Source organism: Providencia sp. wls1916, from assembly GCF_009706585.1.
Classification (GTDB): Bacteria; Pseudomonadota; Gammaproteobacteria; order Enterobacterales; family Enterobacteriaceae; genus Providencia; species Providencia lanzhouensis.
On record NZ_WLUL01000009.1, the window covers coordinates 445726 to 469237 of the forward strand.

16 protein-coding genes and 1 pseudogene are annotated in these 23512 nt (G+C 44.7%); 13 read left to right on the top strand and 4 right to left on the bottom strand.

All coding sequences use genetic code 11. The annotated features are described in order from the left end of the window. Window positions 1–189: 189 nt before the first annotated feature. From mgtE to trhP, 8 genes and pseudogenes are all read left to right on the top strand, one after another. Window positions 190–1470 (top strand): annotated as a pseudogene (gene mgtE / locus GKR61_RS05285) (magnesium transporter); the annotation flags it as partial. A gap of 584 nt (window positions 1471–2054) precedes the next feature. Next, entirely contained in the window at window positions 2055–3410 is a 1356-nt protein-coding gene (locus tag GKR61_RS05290) for an MFS transporter (RefSeq protein WP_154599192.1), read from the top strand. Between the two features lie 256 nt (window positions 3411–3666). Then, on the top strand, window positions 3667–4917 hold the full coding sequence (locus GKR61_RS05295; protein ID WP_108478028.1) for an MdtA/MuxA family multidrug efflux RND transporter periplasmic adaptor subunit: 1251 nt from the start codon (window positions 3667–3669) through the stop codon (window positions 4915–4917). Next, window positions 4917–8033, top strand: coding sequence for an MdtB/MuxB family multidrug efflux RND transporter permease subunit (locus tag GKR61_RS05300; protein ID WP_154609548.1), 3117 nt, complete (start codon window positions 4917–4919; stop codon window positions 8031–8033). The genes GKR61_RS05295 and GKR61_RS05300 overlap by 1 nt, the downstream gene beginning before the upstream one ends. Then, window positions 8033–11122 carry a multidrug efflux RND transporter permease subunit MdtC gene (gene mdtC / locus GKR61_RS05305; RefSeq protein ID WP_154639598.1) on the top strand — a complete coding sequence of 1030 codons (3090 nt, stop codon included), beginning with the start codon at window positions 8033–8035 and terminating at the stop codon, window positions 11120–11122. Before GKR61_RS05300 ends, mdtC begins: the two co-directional genes overlap by 1 nt. Beyond that, the gene (gene baeS / locus GKR61_RS05310; protein ID WP_154599189.1) at window positions 11112–12506 is read left to right on the top strand and encodes a two-component system sensor histidine kinase BaeS; all 1395 of its coding nucleotides are present in this window, start codon (window positions 11112–11114) and stop codon (window positions 12504–12506) included. The genes mdtC and baeS overlap by 11 nt, the downstream gene beginning before the upstream one ends. A 5-nt stretch (window positions 12507–12511) precedes the next feature. Then, complete coding sequence (gene baeR / locus GKR61_RS05315; protein ID WP_230083130.1) at window positions 12512–13219, top strand: two-component system response regulator BaeR; 708 nt, start codon at window positions 12512–12514, stop codon at window positions 13217–13219. A 152-nt stretch (window positions 13220–13371) separates the two neighbouring features. Continuing rightward, entirely contained in the window at window positions 13372–14748 is a 1377-nt protein-coding gene (trhP, locus tag GKR61_RS05320) for a prephenate-dependent tRNA uridine(34) hydroxylase TrhP (protein WP_036953177.1), read from the top strand. A gap of 355 nt (window positions 14749–15103) precedes the next feature. Here the strand turns inward: trhP and thiD are convergent, their stop codons facing one another. Continuing rightward, window positions 15104–15901: a bifunctional hydroxymethylpyrimidine kinase/phosphomethylpyrimidine kinase gene (gene thiD / locus GKR61_RS05325; protein WP_036953175.1), complete on the bottom strand. Its 798-nt coding sequence runs from the start codon at window positions 15899–15901 to the stop codon at window positions 15104–15106. 501 nt (window positions 15902–16402) lie between these two features. Here thiD and pagP point away from each other — a divergent pair. Next, window positions 16403–16978 (top strand): lipid IV(A) palmitoyltransferase PagP, encoded by a 576-nt coding sequence (gene pagP, locus GKR61_RS05330; protein WP_036953173.1) that lies wholly within the window; start codon window positions 16403–16405, stop codon window positions 16976–16978. 122 nt (window positions 16979–17100) lie between these two features. Here the strand turns inward: pagP and GKR61_RS05335 are convergent, their stop codons facing one another. Next, window positions 17101–18465, bottom strand: coding sequence for an amino acid permease (locus GKR61_RS05335; RefSeq protein ID WP_036953171.1), 1365 nt, complete (start codon window positions 18463–18465; stop codon window positions 17101–17103). Between the two features lie 186 nt (window positions 18466–18651). Continuing rightward, a complete protein-coding gene (gene mgrB / locus GKR61_RS17795) occupies window positions 18652–18792 on the bottom strand; it encodes a PhoP/PhoQ regulator MgrB (protein ID WP_071992159.1) in 141 nt (46 codons plus the stop codon). A gap of 248 nt (window positions 18793–19040) precedes the next feature. Between mgrB and GKR61_RS05345 the strand changes: the two genes are divergently transcribed. The 3 genes from GKR61_RS05345 (at window position 19041) to brnQ (ending at window position 21951) form a co-directional block, all read left to right on the top strand. Then, window positions 19041–19424: a helix-turn-helix domain-containing protein gene (locus GKR61_RS05345; protein ID WP_036953169.1), complete on the top strand. Its 384-nt coding sequence runs from the start codon at window positions 19041–19043 to the stop codon at window positions 19422–19424. 165 nt (window positions 19425–19589) lie between these two features. Further along, window positions 19590–20399 carry a sugar-phosphatase gene (gene yidA, locus GKR61_RS05350; RefSeq protein ID WP_108478022.1) on the top strand — a complete coding sequence of 270 codons (810 nt, stop codon included), beginning with the start codon at window positions 19590–19592 and terminating at the stop codon, window positions 20397–20399. 220 nt (window positions 20400–20619) lie between these two features. Next, a complete protein-coding gene (gene brnQ / locus GKR61_RS05355) occupies window positions 20620–21951 on the top strand; it encodes a branched-chain amino acid transport system II carrier protein (RefSeq protein WP_154599187.1) in 1332 nt (443 codons plus the stop codon). A 79-nt stretch (window positions 21952–22030) separates the two neighbouring features. Here brnQ and GKR61_RS05360 read toward each other — a convergent pair whose 3' ends face one another. After that, window positions 22031–22957, bottom strand: coding sequence for a LysR family transcriptional regulator (locus GKR61_RS05360; RefSeq protein WP_154599186.1), 927 nt, complete (start codon window positions 22955–22957; stop codon window positions 22031–22033). 101 nt (window positions 22958–23058) lie between these two features. Between GKR61_RS05360 and GKR61_RS05365 the strand changes: the two genes are divergently transcribed. After that, window positions 23059–23511: a DMT family transporter gene (locus tag GKR61_RS05365; protein WP_154599185.1), complete on the top strand. Its 453-nt coding sequence runs from the start codon at window positions 23059–23061 to the stop codon at window positions 23509–23511. Window position 23512: the final 1 nt, after the last annotated feature.

A 23512-nucleotide genomic window follows, 5' to 3' on the forward strand; every position in this document is an offset into this window, starting at 1 on the left:
AGGATTAACATGTCACAAACTGCTTTTTCAACTGATGCGGCACCAATAATCAATCCGCATTCACAAAGACTGGCGTACATCCGCCAGCAAATACTGACGTTATTCATGGAAGACGAAGAGTTTGTTCACGCTCTTGTCGAGAAAGACCAACACGTCAGTATGGATGATAAAGCATTTAGTGAAAAAATTAGCACTGTTAAAGAACTGCTTGTTGACCTCCACACCGCGGATATCGCCGATATCCTTGAAATGCTACCGTACGACGAGCGTCTCGCACTTTGGCGCTTAGTCGACAACAACGAACGCGGTGAAGTATTGGTTGAGGCCTCTGTCTCTGTTTGGGACAGCCTGATTAAAGATATGTCAGACCGAGAACTGCTGCGAGCGGTTGCTGGCTTACATGTGGACGAACAAGCGTATATCGCCGAGCACTTGCCCCGCGATACGATGCGCCGTCTCCTTACCTACTTAGACCCAAGCTTACGCAGCCGTATTCGTGAAGTTCTCCAATACGCCAAAGACAGCGTTGGGCAAATGATGGATTTCGAATTCGTCACCGTGCGTTCCAATGTCACCCTAAAAACAGTACAACGCTATCTACGCCAACGGGGAAAAATTCCAGAAGCAACGGATAAAATTTTCGTTGTCGATAAAGATAATTATCTGCAAGGTGAATTACCCCTGACCACCATTTTGATTCAAGCACCAGAACGTATTGTTGCCGACGTGATGAAAACCGATACCGTTACCTTCTTACCCGATGAAAAAGGGGAAGATGCGGCAAGCGCGTTCGAACGTTATGACTTAATTTCTGCCGCCGTTGTAGACAGCAATGGTTTACTGATGGGGCGCCTAACCGTTGAAGACATCGTTGATAATATCAGCGAAGAAAATGACAACAGCATCCGTCGTATGGGGGGGTTAAGCCCTGAAGAGGACGTATTCGCCCCTGTTGGTCAAGCGGTTAAAACCCGTTGGACATGGCTTGCCATTAACCTGTGTACCGCGTTTGTGGCTTCCCGCGTTATCGGGGTGTTCGAAGATACCATTTCACAGTTAGTTGCCCTCGCAACATTAATGCCAATCGTGGCAGGTATTGGTGGTAATACCGGTAACCAGACTATTACGATGATTGTCCGCGCCATTGCGCTACACCAAATTCAGAACGGTAGCTTCTCCTTCCTCATGATAAGAGAGCTCGGAGTCGCCTTTATTAACGGGGTGGTTTGGGGTGGTATTATGGGCGTCGTCACCTACCTTCTCTATGGGGATCTCGCCATGGGCGCTGTGATGACACTTGCGATGGTGCTCAACCTCTTGATGGCTGCCATCATGGGTGTTCTGATCCCATTAATTATGATTAAGATGGGTAAAGATCCTGCTATTGGCTCTAGCGTGATGATCACCGCAATCACTGATACTGGTGGTTTCTTTATCTTCTTAGGGTTAGCAACCCTATTCTTAGTTTAACTAACTACCCGCGTACTTTGCCTTAAGCTAGGTATGCGGGTTTATAAAAACCTGCCATTTCCTGCAAAACCTCCTAATTCTACTAAAATAGAAATCACTGACAGATCATATCCGCGAGTATTATTTATTTAAATAGCCTTATCCCCTGCAAGTTAATTATATTATTTTATTTATTCCCGTTATTCATTCTATTTAATTTCACACTTAATAAATGAGTACCATTATATTTATTGTATTTTTCCCCATTATTTTGCACCTAAAAATATACAATCGTCTGTAATTGCTCGTTTATTAATATCATATCGTGACATTCAATTGTCATTTGGAGTAGTAATTTTACCTTTTCAAACTAAACAGAATATTACGCTTGTTTTTAAGGTGGTAGTTTACAGAATATGAAACTTTCTGCTATAAATGAACTCACGTTAGAGATACAGAGTATTACCTTGGTTTATTTTCCCTCGTTTTATCTCTCATATCCTTTGCCAAATAATATTAATTACTTCGCTATTTAACGTACCTATTATTACAAATAACCTCATCGCGCTAATATTGAATTGTTGTGTATTTAGAAGGACAGAATTATGACATCGCAAACAACCAGCCAGCCTGCGGCCAGACCGTTAGGCAAAGAAGATTATAAAACATTGGGCTTATCCTCTTTAGGTGGCACTTTAGAATTTTATGATTTCGTTATTTTCGTTTTTTACGCGAAAATTATCTCCCAGCTATTTTTCCCGGGCGATAATGAATTTCTCGCATTAATGGCGACGCTGGGTCTGTTTGCTGCGGGTTATCTTGCTCGCCCATTGGGCGGCATTATTATGGCCCACTTTGGCGATAAAATCGGTCGTAAGAAAATGTTTACCTTAAGTATTTTCTTGATGGCATTCCCAACTTTTATTATTGGTTTCTTGCCAACATTTGAGACCATTGGCGCTGCTGCACCACTGTTACTGTTATTAATGCGTATCATGCAAGGCGCTGCTATTGGCGGTGAAATGCCTGGTGCATGGGTGTTTATTGCCGAACATACACCGAAACAGCGTTATGGTTTAGGCGTGGGAACATTAACCTCCGGGATCACTGGCGGGATTTTATTAGGCTCTATCGTCGCTATTATCATTGAGCGTTCTTATACTACCCAAGAAGTGCATGATTTCGCGTGGCGTATTCCGTTTATCTTAGGGGGCATTTTTGGTTTTATCTCTGTCTATCTGCGTCGCTTCTTACAAGAGACCCCGATTTTCAAAGAGATGGCCGCTAAGAAAGCATTAACCAAAGAGTTGCCAGTAAAAACCGTGGTTAAATCCCATAAACAAGCTTGCATGATCACTGCAGCACTGACGTGGTCGCTGTCTACCGCTATCGTTGTCACCATTTTGATGACCCCTGACGTGGTATTAAAAGGTATTTATGGCATCGATCGTAATATTGCTTTACAAGCCAACTGCGCAGCAACGTTGACCTTAACCTTAGGCTGTATTTTCTGGGGATGGTTAGGAGATAAAACGGGAACACGTACGTCGATGACATTGTCTTGGGGCGGATTAGCTGTCACGGCTATCTACTTCTATTCATCATTGTCATCCGATATTTCTGCGAATACCTTAACGTTTAATTACGCATTAATGGGCTTCTTCGTGGGAGCGATTGCGACAACGCCAATTATCAGTACTCGTGCGTTCCCACCAGAAATTCGTTTCTCTGGCTTATCCTTTGCGTACAACTTGGCATATGCCGTATTTGGCGGGTTGACTCCAATCTTAACCGGTGCATGGTTACAACAATCCCATATGGCGCCAGCCTACTATGTGGCGGGGGTTTCCTTGTTAGCCGTTGCCGTGGCATTTATCCCTCTGTCATACAAAGGTTGGACTCGTACCGCAGAAGAGGAACGTAACCCTGCGGCAGCATTAAAAACCAGCGTAACTCAATAAAACGAATGAGAACAATTACTCGCCTGTGGCTGTAAAGTCACAGGCTTTTTTATTTTCTTACGAAAAACCGTGCTTTTATCCATAGTTCTTTTCCATTTTTTCATATTTCCTCCATTTTCTTTTGTTCCCCTCAGGCTAAACTATTAAAATACGCAACTGATTAATTTTTAATATATACCTTATTATATTCAGTTAAATTTATTGGAATGGTTCCTAACTGATTTTACTCAACCTTGAGTTAAGCGAATTACCCACCATGACGACACAGAAACGCCGTACAATTTTGACTCGCTCTGCCCTGTTTGTTGCTCTGTTAGCTGCGGCTGGCGCAACCTGGTATGTCTACCATAAAAATAACCAAAATGAAGTACCAACCACAGCCAGTGCAACTCAAGATGGACAAGGGAAAAAAGCAGGTGGAAGACCAATGCGCCCACTTGCACCCGTTCAATTTGCCACTGCCCAAGAAAAAGTCGTTCCGCGCTTCCTATCCGGTTTAGGTACTGTACAGGCTGCTAACATGGTGACGGTCACTAGCCGAGTTGAAGGTCAATTAATGAATATCTACTTCACCGAAGGGCAATCCGTTAAAGCGGGTGATTTACTCGCGCAAATTGACCCACGTCCTTTTGAAGTGCAACTTGCTCAAGCGGAAGGTCAATTAGCTAAAGATAAAGCGACTTTAGCCAATGCTCGATTAGACCTGACCCGCTACCAAAAACTGGCGGGAACCAAAGTCATCTCCCAACAAGAGCTGGATAACCAGCGGGCTACTGTGTTACAAGCCGAGGGTAGCATCAAAGTTGACCAAGCCGCGGTTGATAACGCCAAGCTGCAACTCACCTACAGTAAAATTACCGCCCCTATTTCTGGACGCATCGGTTTAAAACAAGTGGATGTGGGTAACTTTATCTCTTCAGGGACTTCCACGCCGATTGTGGTGATCACCCAAACACAACCTGCTGACGTGCTATTTGCTTTACCTGAAGGCGACATTCCTGCAATCCAGCAAGCACAAGCTGCAGGAAATAAAGTCCTGATTGAAGCGTGGGATCGTAATAACATTGCTATGATTGCGCGCGGTGAATTACTGAGTACCGATAACCAAATTGATCCCGCAACCGGTACACTGAAAATCAAAGCACGCTTTACTAACGAAGAGCAAAAACTGTTCCCGAACCAGTTTGTGAACGTCAAAATGCAGGTAGAGACCTTACAAAATGCTGTCGTGATCCCAACTGCTGCCCTGCAAATGGGCAATGAAGGTCACTATGTTTGGGTACTAAGCGATGATGATACCGTGACGAAACACCTTGTGACGGTGGGCATTCAAGACAGCCAACAAGTCGTGATTGAAAGCGGTTTATCCGCCAATACAAAAGTCATTACCGATGGCGTCGATAAGCTAACAGACGGCGCGAAAGTTGAAGTGGTCAACGCTTCAACCCTTGAAAAGAAACCCGCTTCCGCTGAGAAAAAACCTCGCAATAGCGCGGAGAAAGCCTAATGCAGCCGGATACTCATAAAGGCGGTGGCCCATCCCGCCTCTTCATTCTGCGCCCTGTTGCAACCACCTTATTTATGGTGGCGATTTTGCTCGCGGGGATCATCGGTTATCGGTTTTTACCTGTATCAGCATTACCGGAAGTTGACTACCCAACCATTCAGGTGGTGACCTTATATCCTGGTGCCAGCCCTGATGTAATGACATCGGCTATCACTGCACCGCTAGAAACTCAATTTGGTCAAATGTCTGGTTTGCAACAGATGTCATCTCGCAGCTCTGGCGGCGCGTCGGTGATCACCTTAATGTTCCAGCTCTCTTTGCCTCTCGATGTGGCAGAGCAAGAGGTTCAAGCAGCGATTAACTCCGCCACCAGCTTGCTGCCCTCCGATTTACCGTATCCACCGATTTACAACAAAGTAAACCCTGCGGATCCGCCCGTTTTAACGCTCGCCGTCACCTCCAATGCGATGCCGTTAACGCAGGTACAAGATATTATTGAAACCCGCGTGGCGCAGAAAATTTCCCAAGTGACTGGGGTCGGCTTAGTCACCTTAGCGGGGGGACAACGCCCTGCTGTGCGCGTCAATCTTAATCCGCAAGCCATGGCGGCAAAAGGATTAGACAGCGAAACCATTCGCACCGCTATCAATAATGCCAACGTCAACTCTGCAAAAGGGAGTTTTGATGGTCCAACCCGCTCTGTAACGTTATCTGCCAATGACCAGATGAAATCCCTTGAGGATTACCGCAAGTTGATTGTGGCTTTCCAAAATGGCGCCCCTGTTCGTTTGGGAGATATTGCCACCATTGAACAAGGCGCTGAGAACGCCTATCTCGGTGCATGGGCCAATAGCCAACAAGCGATTGTCATTAACGTTCAGCGCCAACCTGGCGCTAACGTGATTAGCACCACGGATACTATCCGCGCGTTGTTGCCTGAATTGATTGAAAGCTTACCAGCATCCGTTAACGTGGATATTTTGACTGACCGTACCAGCACCATTCGCGCCTCTGTTAATGATGTTCAATTCGAATTAATGCTCGCTATCGCCCTCGTGGTGATGGTGATTTACCTATTTCTACGTAATGGTATTGCGACGCTGATCCCCGGCATCGCCGTACCTTTATCGTTAGTTGGCACCTTTGCCGTCATGTATTTTTGTGGTTTTTCCGTCAATAACCTCACCTTGATGGCACTCACCATCGCCACGGGATTCGTGGTGGATGACGCCATCGTGGTGATTGAAAACATTTCTCGCTATCTCGAACAAGGGGATAAGCCGGTTGTTGCCGCCTTAAAAGGCGCAGGAGAAATCGGTTTTACCATTATCTCCCTGACCTTCTCTTTGGTTGCCGTACTGATCCCGCTGCTGTTTATGGGGGATATTGTCGGGCGCCTATTCCGTGAGTTTGCGATTACGTTGGCGGTGGCAATTCTGATCTCTGCGGTGGTATCCCTCACCCTCACCCCAATGATGTGCGCCCGCTTACTCAAACCGGAATCTCAGCATAAACATAACCGCTTTGAAATCGCCTGTGAGCGTTTTTTTGAGTGGATGATTGCGGGTTATGGTGTTTGGCTAAAACGCATTCTTAACCACCAATGGTTAACTCTGTGTGTCGCGCTGGGAACCTTGGTACTTACTGTGCTGCTGTATATGTGGATCCCGAAAGGGTTCTTCCCACTGCAAGATAGCGGAATCATTCAAGGCACAATTGAAAGTCGCCAATCCATTTCGTTTGCCGCGATGTCGAAGAAACAGCAAGAAGTGGCTGGCATTATTCTGGCAGATCCGGCGGTTGAGAACGTTACCACCTATGTGGGTATCGATGGTAACAATGCCACTCTGAATAACGCCCGTATTCAAATCACATTGAAGCCTCTTGATGAACGCGACGATCGTGTTCCTACGATTATTCCTCGCTTACAACAAGCCACCAGCGGCATTGCAGGGGTTAATCTTTACTTGCAACCGTCACAGGATTTAACCATTGATACGCAGGTTTCCCGTACCCCGTATCAATTTACGCTGCAAGCAGGTTCTCTGGATGAGCTCAGCACTTGGGTACCAAAATTGCAGGAAGCCTTAAGTCAGCAACCTGAATTGATTGATGTCAGCAGCGATTGGCAAGACAAAGGTTTAGTGGCGTATGTGAATGTGGATCGGGATACCGCGAGCCGTTTTGGTATTACTATGTCGAATATCGATAACGCTCTGTATAACGCATTTGGTCAGCGTATGATCTCCACCATTTACACCCAAGCTAACCAGTATCGCGTGATTTTAGAGCATAATACCCAAACCCGTGATGGAATGGATGCGCTCAATGATATTCGCTTGAAAGGTACTGATGGCGCCATTGTTCCACTAAATACCCTTGTGAATATTCAAGAAGGCTATGGTCCTTTGGCGATTAATCACCTTGATCAATTCCCGTCAGTCACGTTCTCTTTTGATGTAGCGGGAGATTCTTCATTAGAAGAGGCGGTCAATGCGGTGAAACTGGCTGAAAAACAGATAGCGATGCCAAAATCGATAACGACACAATTCCAAGGCGCCACCCTCGCCTTTGAAGCAGCGCTGAGTAGCACCGTTTGGCTGATTTTTGCTGCTATTATCGCCATGTATATCGTGCTGGGTATTCTATACGAAAGCTTTATTCATCCAATCACTATTTTGTCCACTTTGCCGACCGCTGGTGTGGGGGCTCTGCTCGCACTCATGATGGCGGGCAATGAGCTCGATGTTATCGCCATTATCGGGATTATTTTGCTGATCGGGATTGTGAAAAAGAACGCCATTATGATGATTGACTTTGCTCTCGCCGCAGAGCGTGAACAAGGTTTATCCCCGTATGATGCGATCTATCAGGCCTGTTTACTGCGTTTTCGCCCGATCTTGATGACCACCATGGCTGCGTTGCTTGGTGCGCTGCCACTGATGCTCAGTACTGGTGTCGGAGCAGAACTGCGTCAACCACTGGGGGTCTGTATGGTGGGCGGGCTGATCATGAGCCAGATTTTAACTCTGTTCACCACGCCTGTAATTTACCTGATGTTTGACCGTTTAGCCCATCGCTTCAATCGCCGTGAGCACAAGGTACAGGAGTCTTAATGAAACGCTTCTTTGCTTTGTTTATTAGCCGTCCGGTGGCGACCACGTTAATCAGTGTCGCCATTACCCTGTGCGGTGCATTGAGCTTTCTGTTTTTACCTGTGGCGCCATTGCCACAGGTAGACTACCCTGTGATAAGGGTGACAGCGTCACTTCCTGGCGCCTCCCCTGAAACCATGGCATCCTCTATCGCGACACCGCTTGAGCGCTCATTAGGTAGTATTGCTGGGTTAAATGAGATGACCTCGAGCAGTTCGTTAGGGCGAACCTCCATTACCTTAGAGTTTGATTTAACCAAAGATATCAATAATGCCGCGCGGGAAGTACAAGCGGCGTTGAATGCCGCACAAAATTTATTACCTAGCGGCATGCCAAGTCGACCACGTTACTATAAATCAAACCCATCTGACGCGCCGATTATGATTTTAACCCTCACATCAAAAACCTTAAGTACCGGGGAAATGTATGATGTGGCATCCACACGCTTAGCTCAGCGTATCGCGCAAATCGATGGCGTCAGTGAAGTTGCCGTAGGGGGTGGTTCTCTTCCTGCTGTGCGTGTAGAACTCAACCCAACCGCCCTATTTAATCAAGGGGTTTCCCTTGATGCTGTGCGCTCTGCCATCAGTAGTGCCAACGTGCGCCAGCCCCAAGGTTATATTAATAATGACGATAATCGCTACCAAGTCCAGACTAATGACGAACTGAAAAAAGCCGCCGATTACCGTCCGATTATTGTGCATTACAGCAATGGCAATGCCGTCAAACTCAGTGATGTAGCCGTCGTAAAAGATTCCGTCCAAGATGTGCGAGCCGCAGGGATGTCCAGTGGTGAACCGGCGGTTTTGATCATTATTCGCCGCGAAGCGGGTGCCAATATCATTGAAACTGTCAAACGCATTCGCGAAGAACTTCCTGAATTTAAAGATATGATCCCCGCCGCTATTGATTTACAGGTTGCTCAAGACAGAACACCCACAATCAAAGCGTCGCTGGCAGAGGTCGAACGGGCGTTAATGATTGCGATTGCGCTGGTGATCCTCGTCGTATTGCTATTTTTACGTTCAGGGCGTGCCACTTTAATTCCCGCTATTGCGGTACCTGTCTCGTTAATTGGTACCTTTACCGCCATGTATTTATGCGGGTTTAGCCTCAATAACTTGTCATTGATGGCCTTAACTGTCGCCACCGGATTCGTAGTGGATGATGCCATTGTAGTGTTAGAGAACATTTCTCGGCACATTGAAAATGGTCGAAAACCGTTTATCGCGGCGGTTAAAGGGGTTTCTGAGGTTGGCTTTACTGTTGTTTCTATGAGTATTTCTTTAGTGGCAGTGTTTATCCCACTGTTATTGATGGATGGATTAGTTGGGCGATTATTCCGCGAATTTGCTATTACGCTCTCTACTGCCATCGGAATATCATTGATTATCTCGCTGACGTTAACCCCGATGATGTGCGCGCATTTACTGAAAAAACGTGGCTCTGCTAATACCAAGCAACGAGGATTTGGACGCGTTCTTATTCGGTTACAAGAAAGTTACGCCGTCACGTTAAATTGGGTGCTATCTCATCGTCGCAGTGTACTGGCGGTGCTGATTGCGGCAATTGGCTTGAATGTTTATCTGTATATTTCGATCCCTAAAGCCTTTTTCCCTGAGCAAGATACAGGGCGTTTACTGGGATTCGTTCGAGCAGACCAAAGCATCTCATTCCAGTCAATGAAGCAAAAAATGACCAGCTTTATGCAGCAAGTGAAAGCGGATCCTGCCGTGGATAGCGTCACTGGATTTACGGGCGGCAGCCGCGTCAACAGCGGTTCTATGTTTATCTCCTTAAAACCACTGGATGAGCGCAAAGAGAGTGCCAACAGCGTGATTAATCGCTTGCGCATGAAACTGGCGAACGAACCCGGTGCCAACTTATTTATGATACCCGTTCAAGATATTCGCGTGGGCGGACGCCAATCCGAAGCCAGCTATCAATTCACCCTGTTAGCCGACGAGCTGGATGCATTACGTTCATGGGAGCCCGCTATTCGCCGAGCGCTGGGGGATTTGCCTCAATTAACCGATGTGAACTCTGATAAAGAAGATAAAGGCGCGGAGATGGCATTAACCTATGACCGCGATTTGATGGCGCAACTGGGTATCGATGTGCGTGATGCGAACAACCTGCTCAACAACGCCTTTGGTCAACGTCAAATTTCCACCATTTATGAAGCCATGAACCAATATAAAGTGGTGATGGAAGTGGCACCGGAATATACCCAAGACGTCAGTTCGCTGGATAAAATGTTTGTGGTGAATAAACAGGGAGAAGCTATTCCCCTCTCCTATTTTGCCCGCTGGCAACCCGCCAATGCACCTTTAAGTGTTAACCACCAAGGGTTATCAGCCGCGTCTACTATTTCCTTTAACGTGGCAGACGGTTATACCTTAAACGATGCGATTGTGGCGGTGGAAAAAACCATGACCGCTTTAGGCGTTCCATCGACGGTACGCGGTACTTTCGCAGGAACAGCGCAAGTTTTCCAAGATACCTTAAAATCTCAGTTATTTTTAATCTTAGCGGCGATTGTCACGGTCTATTTGGTACTGGGTATTTTGTATGAAAGTTATATTCACCCACTCACCATTTTATCGACACTGCCATCCGCAGGTGTCGGCGCGTTATTAGCCTTGGAATTATTTGATACGCCATTTAGCCTAATTGCTCTAATCGGCATTATGTTGCTTATCGGGATTGTGATGAAAAACGCCATTATCATGGTAGATTTTGCCCTTCAAGCCCAACGCAATGCGAACTTATCGGCGAAAGAAGCTATTTTACGCGCGAGCCTGCTGCGCTTTAGACCGATTTTAATGACGACCCTTGCCGCGATTTTTGGGGCGCTCCCTTTGATGCTAGGTACAGGTGATGGCGCAGAATTACGCCAACCACTGGGGATCGCAATTGTTGGTGGTTTGGTCATGAGCCAGTTGCTGACGCTATTTACCACCCCAGTGGTGTATCTCAGTTTTGATACTCTGAGACAGCGGTTTTCACGCAAAGCGCCTTCAATGCAGGAGAAATCCCATGAAGCTTAAACTCTCGAGCCTCAGTACTCGGTTATTTATCGCTATCTTTGCCACCTGTTTGCTGCTGGTTGCTATCATGCATCAAGGGGTCAGAATGGGCTTCCAGCATGGTTTTATTGACTATATAAAAGAGAATGACCAGCAACGTGCTGAGTTACTCGCTTTGGCGCTTGCCGAACAATACGAGGAGCGAGAAAGTTGGCGTTTTTTGGCGGTTGATGAGCGGATGTTTTTCCGTATTTTACGCAATGTCGATAATCAGCACCAAGGGCAAGGTCATGGCGGTGGTCATAAGCGAATGCGCGGTATGTTTTGGGTTTATGACACCAAAGACAACCTCATTTGGGGGCGTGACCTCCCCCCACCGGATCAAGTCATCCGCGTGCCAGTTAAAACGAGCCGAGGAGCAACCGTCGGCTGGCTAGTTGCCAGTTATGAAAGTGGTATCAGCAACCAATTAGACCAACGTTTTGATACCCAGCAGATGCACATTAGCTGGGTAATTGCAGGGCTATCTCTGTTCGTGGCGCTGTTAGTAACCCTATTTTTAGCTCGCGGCTTTTTAAAGCCCATCACCCGATTATTGGAAGGTACTCAACAGCTCGCTAAAGGCAATTTCAGCGCACGGATATCTGAGATTGGCCAAGATGAGTTGGGGCAATTGGCAAAAGACTTTAACCATCTCGCCTCGACGTTGGAAAAAAATGAGCAAATGCGCCGCGATTATATGGCGGATATTTCCCATGAATTACGCACCCCGCTCTCCGTTTTACGCGGAGAACTTGAAGCTGTGCAAGACGGCGTACGCCAAGCGACTCCTGAAACCATCAATTCCCTACTCAATGAGACTCAAACACTGATAAAACTGGTCAATGACCTGCATCAGCTTTCGTTATCCGATAGAGGCTCCTTGGTTTATCGTATGGAATCTATCGATATTATCCCGATTATTGAGATGAATTTAGGGCAAGCCAAATGGCGATTGGAAGATAGACAACTGACGTTAGAAACTCACTTTTCCTCCCATTCCCACCTATTTGCTGACCCTGACCGCATTAACCAACTGTTTTATAATTTGATGGAAAACAGCCTGCGCTATACCGATCCTCACGGCAAAATTGCCGTCAACGTGAACCAACATGACCAACAACTAGTGATCACGTGGGAAGATAGCGCGCCGGGATTAAGTGTTGAAGAGTGCCAGCGTCTGTTTGAGCGATTTTACCGTGTAGAAGTTTCTCGTAACCGTGCGAGTGGCGGCTCAGGTTTGGGGCTGGCGATTTGCTATAATATTGTCGAAGCCCATAACGGGACTATTTCTGCTGCCCCCTCTCCACTCGGTGGCGTGAAGATAACCATTCAAATTCCCATTACGACGCAGGAGGAGCAATAGTGTCTTTGCCTGATTCCCCTTTATTGGGAGCCAATAGCGCCCATGTTCTGATTGTTGAAGATGAACCCAAACTTGGACAATTACTGTTTGATTATCTGCAAGCGGCAGGCTATGTTCCCGCCTTGCTGATGCGTGGTGATGAAGTGATCCCCTATGTACAAAAGCACTTTCCTGACCTGATTTTATTAGATTTGATGTTGCCGGGACTCGATGGCATTTCAGTCTGCCGTGAACTGCGTAAATTCAGCGACGTTCCTGTGATTATGGTGACGGCTAAAACGGAAGAAATTGACCGTTTATTAGGGTTAGAAATTGGTGCCGATGACTACGTTTGTAAGCCCTTTAGTCCGCGAGAAGTGGTTGCCCGAGTGAAAACGATTTTGCGCCGTTGCCAAAAAGCTCATTCGTCTACAGGTAGCCAAGAGACTCAACTGATTATCGATGAAAATGCGTTCCAAGTCCGTTATGGCGATAAATTACTGGAATTAACCCCCGCAGAATTTCGCCTACTAAAGTTTTTGTCTGATAACGCAGGTACGGTGTTTTCTCGGGATCAATTACTGGATATTTTGTATGACGACCATCGCGTGGTCACCGATAGAACCATTGATAGCCACGTCAAAAATTTACGCCGTAAGCTCGAATCGTTGGATGACGAAAAAACCTTTATCCGCTCCATCTATGGTTTAGGCTATCGTTGGGACGACATCTAATTGCTGCCAGCGTTTCTGTAACAAAATTATAACCCTGTTTTTTACATGGGAAATTTGGCATTCCCGTCATTTAGCGTTAAAATCCCCACCCTCGAATTTTTACACCAAGCCATCCGGCTTGGTGCTGACCTGACATCAGACTGAGAACTAACATGTTTACACCAGAATTATTATCCCCAGCAGGTTCCTTGAAGAACATGCGCTATGCTTTCGCTTACGGTGCCGATGCGGTTTACGCTGGCCAACCACGTTATAGCTTACGCGTGCGTAATAACGAATTTAACCATGAGAATCTCGCGAAAGGGATCAACGAAGCCCACGAGCTGGGTAAAAAATTCTATGTGGTCGTCAATATCGCGCCACATAACGCCAAGTTAAAAACCTTTATTCGTGATCTGACTCCCGTGATTGAAATGGGACCCGATGCACTGATTATGTCAGACCCTGGTCTGATTATGATGGTGCGTGAAGCCTTCCCGGAGATGGATATTCACTTGTCGGTTCAGGCTAACGCCGTCAACTGGGCTTCCGTAAAATTCTGGAAACAAATGGGATTAACTCGCGTGATTTTATCCCGCGAATTATCGTTGGAAGAAATCGCTGAAATCCGCCAGCAAGTGCCTGAAATTGAGCTGGAAGTCTTTGTACACGGTGCGCTGTGTATGGCATATTCTGGTCGCTGCCTGCTGTCTGGTTATATTAATAAGCGTGACCCTAACCAAGGCACCTGTACTAACGCGTGTCGCTGGGAATATAAAGTTCAAGAAGGCAAAGAAGACGATGTGGGTAACATCGTGCATGTTCATGAGCCAATCCCCGTTAAAAACGTAGCGCCAACACTCGGTGAAGGTGCTCCAACCGATAAAGTCTACATGATTGAAGAAGCGATGCGTCCGGGCGAATACATGACCGCCTTTGAAGACGAACATGGCACTTACATCATGAACTCAAAAGATTTACGCGCCATCGAACACGTTGAAACACTGACCCAAATGGGCGTTCATTCACTGAAAATCGAAGGTCGTACTAAATCATTCTATTATTGTGCTCGTACAGCCCAAGTATATCGCCGCGCCATTGATGATGCGGTAGCGGGTAAGCCATTTGACCCAACCCTGCTTTCTACCCTTGAAGGATTAGCACACCGTGGTTATACCGAAGGTTTCTTACGTCGTCACACCCATGATGCCTACCAAACCTATGAATATGGCTATTCCGTTTCGGATACCCAGCAATTTGTCGGTGAATTCACAGGCAACCGAGTGAATGGCTTAGCGGAAGTCGATGTGAAAAACAAATTTAGCGTCGGTGACAGCTTAGAGTTAATGACACCGTCAGGTAATATCGTCTTTACTCTGGATGCATTAACTAACCGCAAAGGTGAATCTATTGAAGTTGCTCCAGGTAATGGACATGTAGTTTATCTGCCAATTCCTGAAGATGTGGATGTGAATTTTGGTTTGTTGATCCGCAATCTTGCAGGAACGACTACTCGAGATCCGCACCAAGCCCAAGAAGAAAAAGCGTAAAAGCAGAAAAAGCGTAAACTGACTAAGCATTCCATCGCTTATTACTAAACACGTTTTACTAAATAGAAGCCCATGATCGATGACTATGGGTTTTTTCTTAGGTATTCGTGTAAAAAACGGCCATTTTATGCTTTATTTTAGTTGAGAATCATTCTCGTTATTGACAGTTTCGTTAAAAAGTGCACTCAATATCCAAATTTATGCAACAGATCACATCAATTGGTTATTCTATATCGTATAGTCACTGTCGAAAACGAAGAACTAGAAAGTCATAAATTAAGACTAGGAACCACCTCCTTGGCTGGCTCAATCTCCCTTGAGCTAGCCATTTCTTTTTTCTAGTCCCTCAAAATTCTCACCACCAGCGATGAAAATGATGTACAGGTCCAAAACCACTACCAACTTCTAAGCTATCCGCTTGCTCTAGCGCCCCTTGCAAATAGGCTTTTGCTTCCACAACTGTTTGTTGCCAATCCTCAAAACGCGGCCTCAGTGCAGCTAATGCAGCAGATAATGTGCATCCCGTACCATGGGTATTTTTGGTATCGATACGTACCGATGTGAAGCGCCACTCACCTTCTGGGGTGATCAACCAATCAGGGCTTTGAGAATCGATTAAGTGCCCGCCTTTCATCAAGACACTCTGGCAACCTAATTGCAGTAAACGTTGCCCTTGCTCACGCATTTGTTCTTCCGTTTGTGCCATCGGCTCATCAAGTAATACTGCCGCTTCGGGCAAATTTGGTGTGATCAGCGAAACCATAGGTAAAAGCTCGCGTCTTAGCGTCTCCACCGCATCTGGCAATAATAGCGGATCTCCGCTTTTAGCTACCATCACCGTATCGAGCACCACATAAGGCACGGGTGTTTTTTTCAACGCATTGGCGACAACTTGAACATTGCCGCGATTAGATAACATGCCGATTTTCGCGGCATCAATACGGACATCACTTAAAACAGAGTTCAATTGGGCCGCAACAAAGTCTGAAGGGATATTATGGATGGCTTGAACACCTTGCGTATTTTGTGCCACCAGCGCAGTCATCACACTGGTTCCATACGCACCGAGTGCGGAAAATGTTTTCAGATCTGCTTGAATACCGGCTCCACCAGATGGATCCGTTCCCGCAATCGTTAATGCATTCACTCTCATTAGTGCCCTCTCCATTGTCTTCAGTAAAATAATTGTCTTCAGTAAAACAATTGCCTTTAGAAAGATAATTGACCTTAGTCATATTGCGCTTATTACGTCTTTTTAACTTAATAAAAATCATTAAGTTAATTAAATAACGTCCTTAAATGAATTGTCTCATACACAATGCTAATTACTAGCAGATTATCTATTATCTTCAATAATTAAATGCGATTGATTTTCATCAAAAATAAATTGGATTTTTATAATTAATAATCAAATGGTTATAGCTAATTGATTCATTCTAATATCAAAAAATTGATATCAATATTGAGTTGAACCCTTACAGCAAATTACGATCCCAATACGTCATTATCCTAATTTAACCATTTATTGCTGTCCTATTTAGCTTATCTTTATTAAAATAATTTCCACTACAATTATTACAATTGCGATAATGATGTCATCATTGTCAATGTCTATCATGACTCATCTATCAGATAAAACTAGATTGGATCCACAATGAGAGTTAATAAAAACATACAGTTGGTTGTAGGCGCATCGGCAATTCTGAGCGCTTCAATCTGCATGTCATCGCCTGCATTTGCTGAAGAGCAGTCAGTCGGTTTATGGGATAAATTCACTAATAATGTCAGCACCACTTGGGATTCTGACAAATATGAGCTGTATATCCCGTTCTTCACTTGGCATAACCGTCTTATGTACGATAAAGAAAAAACAGATACCTATAATGAAGAGCCATGGGGCTTTGGTATCGGTAAATATCGTTATGATGAAGATAATGACTGGCATGCACTCTACGCAATGGCATTTATGGATTCCCATAATAAAGTCGAGCCAATCGTGGGTTATGGTTTCCAAAAAATGTGGATCCCGGGCGATCTTGATGGCTTCCGTATGGGGGCGGGATTCACATTAGGTATTACCGCGCGTGAGGAATATAGCTATATTCCACTCCCTGCGCCTCTGCCTTTAGTTTCTATTGAATATGATAAGCTTTCTGTTCAAGCGACCTATATTCCAGGAACATACAATAACGGTAACGTCCTGTTTGCTTGGTTACGTTGGCAGTGGTAAGCGTTTGAACTCATCTCGCTAGAGGCTGATTGACCAAAAAGCCAGCATAAAAAAACCGGTAGATTAAAAATCTTACCGGTTTTTTGTTTTTTATTTATCTGGTCTTTTACTGATTGATAAGGCTATAACGCTTTGCTCTCTACACCTTGTTTTTTAGCACCTGAGAATTGATAACCAACCCACAGAACCGCGATCCAAAGAGGCATAATCAGTACAGAAACGCGTAACCCATCCATTGTCAGAATAATAATCAAGATTAGCGACAAGAATGCTAAACACAGATAGTTACCAAACGGATACCAAATACTCTTAAACTTCGTTTCAATACCCTGTTTATTCATCGCGGCTCTAAATTTCAAGTTAGAAACACAAATCATAATCCAGTTTAGCACCAGCGTCGTTACCACTAAGGACATCAGTAATTCAAATGCCTTGCCTTCCATCACGAAGTTAATCAAGATCCCGCCAGAAGTCGCGATACCTGAAACAATCAGCGCCATTACAGGCACGCCGCCTTTATTCACTTTTGCCATAAAGCGCGGTGCGTTACCTTGTTGTGCTAAACCATACAGCATGCGGCTAGTACAGTAAGCACCACTGTTATAAACCGACAGAGCCGCAATCAAAATCACCACGTTCAATGCATTGGCAACGAGTAAATCACCCAGCTCATGGAAAATCAGTACGAAGGGGCTAGTTTTGCCATCCAGTTGCACCCACGGATACAGCGCCAGTAATACCGCCAGTGAGCCGATATAGAAAATTAAGATACGGTAAACCACTTGATTGATGGCTTTTGGAATGCTTTTATCTGGATCTTCCGCTTCTGCCGCGGTGATCCCCACTAATTCCAATCCACCAAATGAGAACATAATAATCGCCAGCGCGACTAATAGCCCATTATAGCCTTTGGCAAAAAAGCCGCCGTATTCCCATAAGTTACTCACTTTGGCTTGAGGGCCGCCATGGCCACTAAACAGTAAGTAACAGCCAAATAAAATCATCGCGATAACCGCAACAACTTTAATTAGCGCAAACCAGAATTCGGTTTCTCCATAAGAGCGAACATTAATCAGGTTAATTGCATTAACCGCAATAAAAAACACCAGTGCCGAAACCCAAATAGGTAACTCAGGCCACCAGTGTTGCATATATTTACCCGCAGCGGTCAGTTCAGTCATCCCCACGAGGATAAACATCACCCAGTAGTTCCAACCCGAGAGGAACCCGGCAAAACCGCCCCAATATTTGAATGCGAAATGGCTAAATGACCCTGCAACAGGCTCTTGAACAATCATTTCACCTAACTGACGCATGATCAGAAAAGCGATAAATCCACACAATGCATACCCAAGTAGTACCGACGGACCTGCCATTTGGATGGTGGTTGCTATCCCTAAAAATAGCCCTGTACCGACAGCGCCCCCCAAGGCAATTAACTGAATATGCCTGTTTTTCAATCCGCGCTTTAGCGTCTGTTGCGCCATATCTTTACCCTTCATCCTCTAGCTTTTTGTTATCGTCCACAGTTGTGATAATCACGCAAGTTTATTTGAATTTTTGCATGAACTCCACTCGCAATTATACAACTGTAAAGCTGGCTTTCTGCCTGTCTTCTAATGTTTCCAAATAATGACAAACTAATATCCTGTAAGACGTTGCAAAATGCAAACTCAAAATGGTAACAAACCCGTCACGCGGCAAACACCGAGTTGAAAATCATCCCCGCCCTGATCGCAGAGATTATTCATCGCCAAGAGGTATAAAAAAGCACAAATAATTACAATGCTGATGATTAATAGCATATTTCGCATAGATAATGGGGTTCTTAATAGTCACATCATCTGGCAATATTAATCGATATTATCGTCTTTAGTTTCGTAAAATGGGCTATTCATCGTTTTCAAGAAAACAATTGTTTATTTTTGCAGCTCTTGATAAATAACTGGCTATTATTGTGTGATTTTTATACATAAATCTGTAATACCGCACAACCAACCTTTGTCATGGTGAAATGAAGTTGTGTATACTTCGGTTACCGTAAAATAAGAATGAATTTGAGATGGCACAAGATAACCACGTAGCACTTGTTAATGCTCTAAGTAAATGGATCGAAGAGCATTTAGGTCGAGTCATCCATTTGGAAGAACTCGCTGCCTATTCTGGGTATTCCCTTTGGCATATGCAAAAAATCTTTAAGGAGGTCACAGGAATCTCCTTAGGAAAATATATCCGTCAGCGCCGACTGGCTGGCGCCGTAAATTTATTAAGAAACAGCAGCCAAAGTATTTTTGATATTGCGTTAGATTTTGGCTTCGGCTCGCAATCTCACTTTACCTATATGTTCCGTAAAGAATATGGCATTACGCCGTTTGATTTTCGTCAAAATGACCAAATTCATTTGGATGTAAAAGAGCCATTACACCTAATCCCGGATGATGAGTGAATTTGTTTTACGCGCATTAACCTGCATTTTTTCAGTTTTAATGCGATAAAACATGGGTATTCTCATCCTTTTTACTGAGCAACTTATCCGTTGCCCTCTTAGATAATTTACATTCTCGATAATCAGAGTAAGGTACGTGTAAAAGTTCTATTTTAGGAGGCATTGATGTCAATCAAACTGGTCGCCATTGATTTAGATGGCACGTTACTCAATTCGCAGCACCAAATTTCTCCCGCAGTGAAAGAAGCCATTACCCGCGCGCACAAACAAGGTGTGCGAATTGTCCTTGCCTCAGGTCGCCCCTATTCTGGCATTTTGCCCTACCTTCAAGAACTTGGATTAGACACCGCCAGTAACTACTGCATCAGTAACAATGGCAGCGTTATCCATCAAGCCAATGATGGCAGCCACCTGTATGAAAACTTGTTAGATTTTGAAGATTATCAATATTTTGCTGAACTAGCTAACAACGTGGGGGTTCATATGCACGCCCTTGCAGACAACACCATGTTCACTGCGAATCGTCATATTAGCCGCTATACCATTCATGATGCCTATTTCACCAATACCCCTTTGGTGTATTGCCCAGTTAACGAAATGGATAGCTCGCTCAGTTTTACCAAAATCATGATTATTGACCATCCCGAGAAACTGGATGTAGGTATCAGCTATATTCCTGAAAATACCTTTGAAAACTACTCGCTGATCAAAACTAGTCCTTATTTCCTCGAAGTTTCGAATAAGGATGCAAGCAAAGGCTCTGCACTAAAAGTGTTATGTGAGAAATTATCTCTCACGCCGGATAAAGTCATGAGCATCGGTGACCAAAATAATGATGTTGCCATGCTACAGTATTCGAGTGTTTCGGTTGCAATGGGAAATGCTGCGCCACATATTCGTGAAATAGTGAAATTTGTCACCGATACCAACGATTGTGATGGCGTTGCTGTCGCAATAAACAAATTTATTATCTAGTGAGCAGTTAATTTAAAGTTCAAATCTCTAGACCAAAATACAATTTAACTGGATATGCCTAGACATCCCCATTCTGGCATATCCATCTCCTGTCTTTCTCTTAGGGCTATTTTATCCTTTACCTTACTTACTCTTCCAAATTTGATACTATCTGCCTCTTTTAAAAAATTGTCATTCATCTATAAGTACAATAAAACCCACATCACTAACAGGTAGTAAAATGTTTTCGACTAAAGATATGTTAATTCTGGGGATGATGGTATTCGCCTTATTTCTAGGCGCGGGAAATATCATCTTTCCACCGATGGCAGGCTATCAATCAGGGACAGACTGGTTTGATACCTCATTAGGTTTTCTGATCACCGGTGTTCTATTACCCTTCTTAACCTTAGTAACAGTTGCAGTAAAAGGACGTGGTGAAAAGCTTTCTGTTGATTTGCCTAAATGGGTTGCGGTCATTTTCTGGGTTGCACTCTACCTAATTGTCGGCTCCACATTTGCGATGCCAAGGGTGACGAATACCGCATTTGAAATGGGCTTTTTACCATTAGGCTTCGTTGAAAAAAGCACATTTTCTCATCTCACTTTCGCGCTCATTTTTAACTTTACCTCGATGTTCTTCATGTTGAAGCAAGGCACCATGATTAGCGCGATTGGTAAGTTTATGACTCCAGCGTTACTTGTTTTATTAGTGGTAGTGGGGATTGCCGTGGTCATTGACCCGCTTTCTGATATGAATCCCCCTGTTAAACAGTATGCAGAATTTGCCTTCTTTGGCGGCGTAATTGATGGTTACCAAACCATGGATGTACTATCTGCGATGGCGTTTGGCGGGATTGTGGCGCGTGCATTAGCTTCAAAACAGATCACTGAACCACGCCAAGTCGCGACCATCACGATTAAAGCGGGTTTAATTTCAGTGAGCTTACTCGCGGCACTGTATATCTGCCTGTTCTATTTAGGCGCGACCAGTGAACAAGTGGCGAATACAGCCACCAACGGCGGACAGATCTTCTCTCGTTACGTCGATGTCCTGTTTGGTGCGGTAGGTACATGGATCATGTGCGGAATTGTATTACTGGCAAGCATGACCACCTTAGTGGGTGTGACCAGCGCCTGTGCAGATTACTTTGCCACTTTCCATCACCGTTTAGGTTATCGCTTCTGGGTGGTTTTCTTCACGATGCTAACCACTGTCGTGTCCACGTTTGGTCTCGATACTTTATTGCGCGTCACTATTCCGGCTCTGCTGATGATTTATCCTTCATCGGTCACTATCGTCTTCCTGCAATTTGCACGCAAATTTATGGCTGCTCCTAGGGTCACTTATGGGATCACCATTGGCGTAGTTGTACTGATGAGCCTATTCGATACGCTAAATAATATGGAATTATTAAGCACAACAGTAAAAGCAAACCTAATCACCTACTTACCGCTGTTTGAGCAAGGTATGGGTTGGTTAATTCCAGGGATTATCGCGTTTATTATCTCGATGTTTATCGGCAAATTGACCGCGAAAAGCGAGCCTGTTGCTGAGCAAAACTTAGCTTAATCTTGATATTTAAAATCCGAATGTTGGCATATTGCTGACATTCGGCTTTTTATTTTTTAGCGACCTTATTCCAGAAAACTCACAATAATTTCAATTCATAATTTTTCTGATAATCCCCTGAACTTCCGAGCGTTTCCTGTAAGAAATCGAGAAAAGTCGCCACCTTTTTAGGTAAAAACTTCCGGTTTGGATAGACCGCATAAATATGATGCAGCGGCAAGTGATACTCCGGTAACACCGTGACCAATCGCCCAGCGAGAATATCCGGTGCGACAATAAATTGAGGTAGCTGGCAAATACCAAGCCCTTGTAAAGCGGCTTGGTGCAATGCGAGACTGCTATTTGCCCGAAAATTCCCCGTCGGGGTAAATCGAACTTTCTTTCCCTGATAGGTAAACAACCATGTTTGCCCTGCTTGGAAATAGCTGTATAAAAGGCAGTTATGCTCAGCGAGTTCATCAAGATTATTCGGGTTTCCATGTTCCTCAAGCCATTTCGGGGAAGCACACAAAACACTATGGCAAGGTGATAACGTTCGAGAAATTAACGAAGAATCCTGTAATTCGCCTATCCGCACTGCCATATCAAAGCCATCACCCACTAAATCCACCAGCTTATCGTCAAACACGATCTCTGCATGTAATTGTGGCCAGCGTTTCAAAAACTCGGGAAGCAGTGCGGTTAAGTGCAAATGACCAAATACCATTGGAGCGCTGATTTTTAATGTTCCATCGACCGAACCACTGTAACGAGAGAGCATTTCATTGCCCTCGTTAATCGCTTGATGGGCTTTTTTCAGGTAGGAATAGTAAAGCTCCCCCGCTTCTGTCAGTTGCAGGTGGCGAGTTGAGCGTGTAATTAAACGGATCACCGTTTGCGCTTCTAACGCTATCAACTTTTTGCTCACCGCCGATTTTGTCATATGCAGTGATTCTGCTGCTTTTGTCAGGCTGCCCTGCTCGACAATAGCGATAAAAATAGGGAGTAGCGTGTAATCAACATTCATTATTGTCAACTTAATAGAAACACAGTTTTTCCTTTATAACGGTTTTTCTCATCATCGACAATCCCTATACTTCGCAAATCATTCACCCCGAATTAATCAATATGAAAAAAGAGATTTTACTTTCGCTGATCGCCGTGTGTTCCGGTGTTTTACTCACATTGATGATCATGAGTAATAGCTATTTATCTACTTTTACCTCGCCACTACAAGCCTCTTGGTTGACTCACGGAATAGGTAGCATGGTTGCTTTGCTGATCTGGTTGATGGTCAAAGGTCGATTGGGAAAAACACAAAGAAACCACAAAATTCCCCGCTGGAGCTATCTCGGTGGGATCCCTGGTGCCTTTACAGTGTTACTCGCCGCGATCACAGTCAACAGCCCTCTTTCACTTTCAGGTTCCATTGTATTGATGCTAACAGGGCAAATAGTGGCAGGGCTACTCATTGACCATATAGGATTTTTAGGGTTAGCCAAACGAAAAGTAACGCTAAAGGATGGAATTACGGTGTTGCTACTACTGATTGGCTCAACATTCATCATTCTGCGGAAATAAT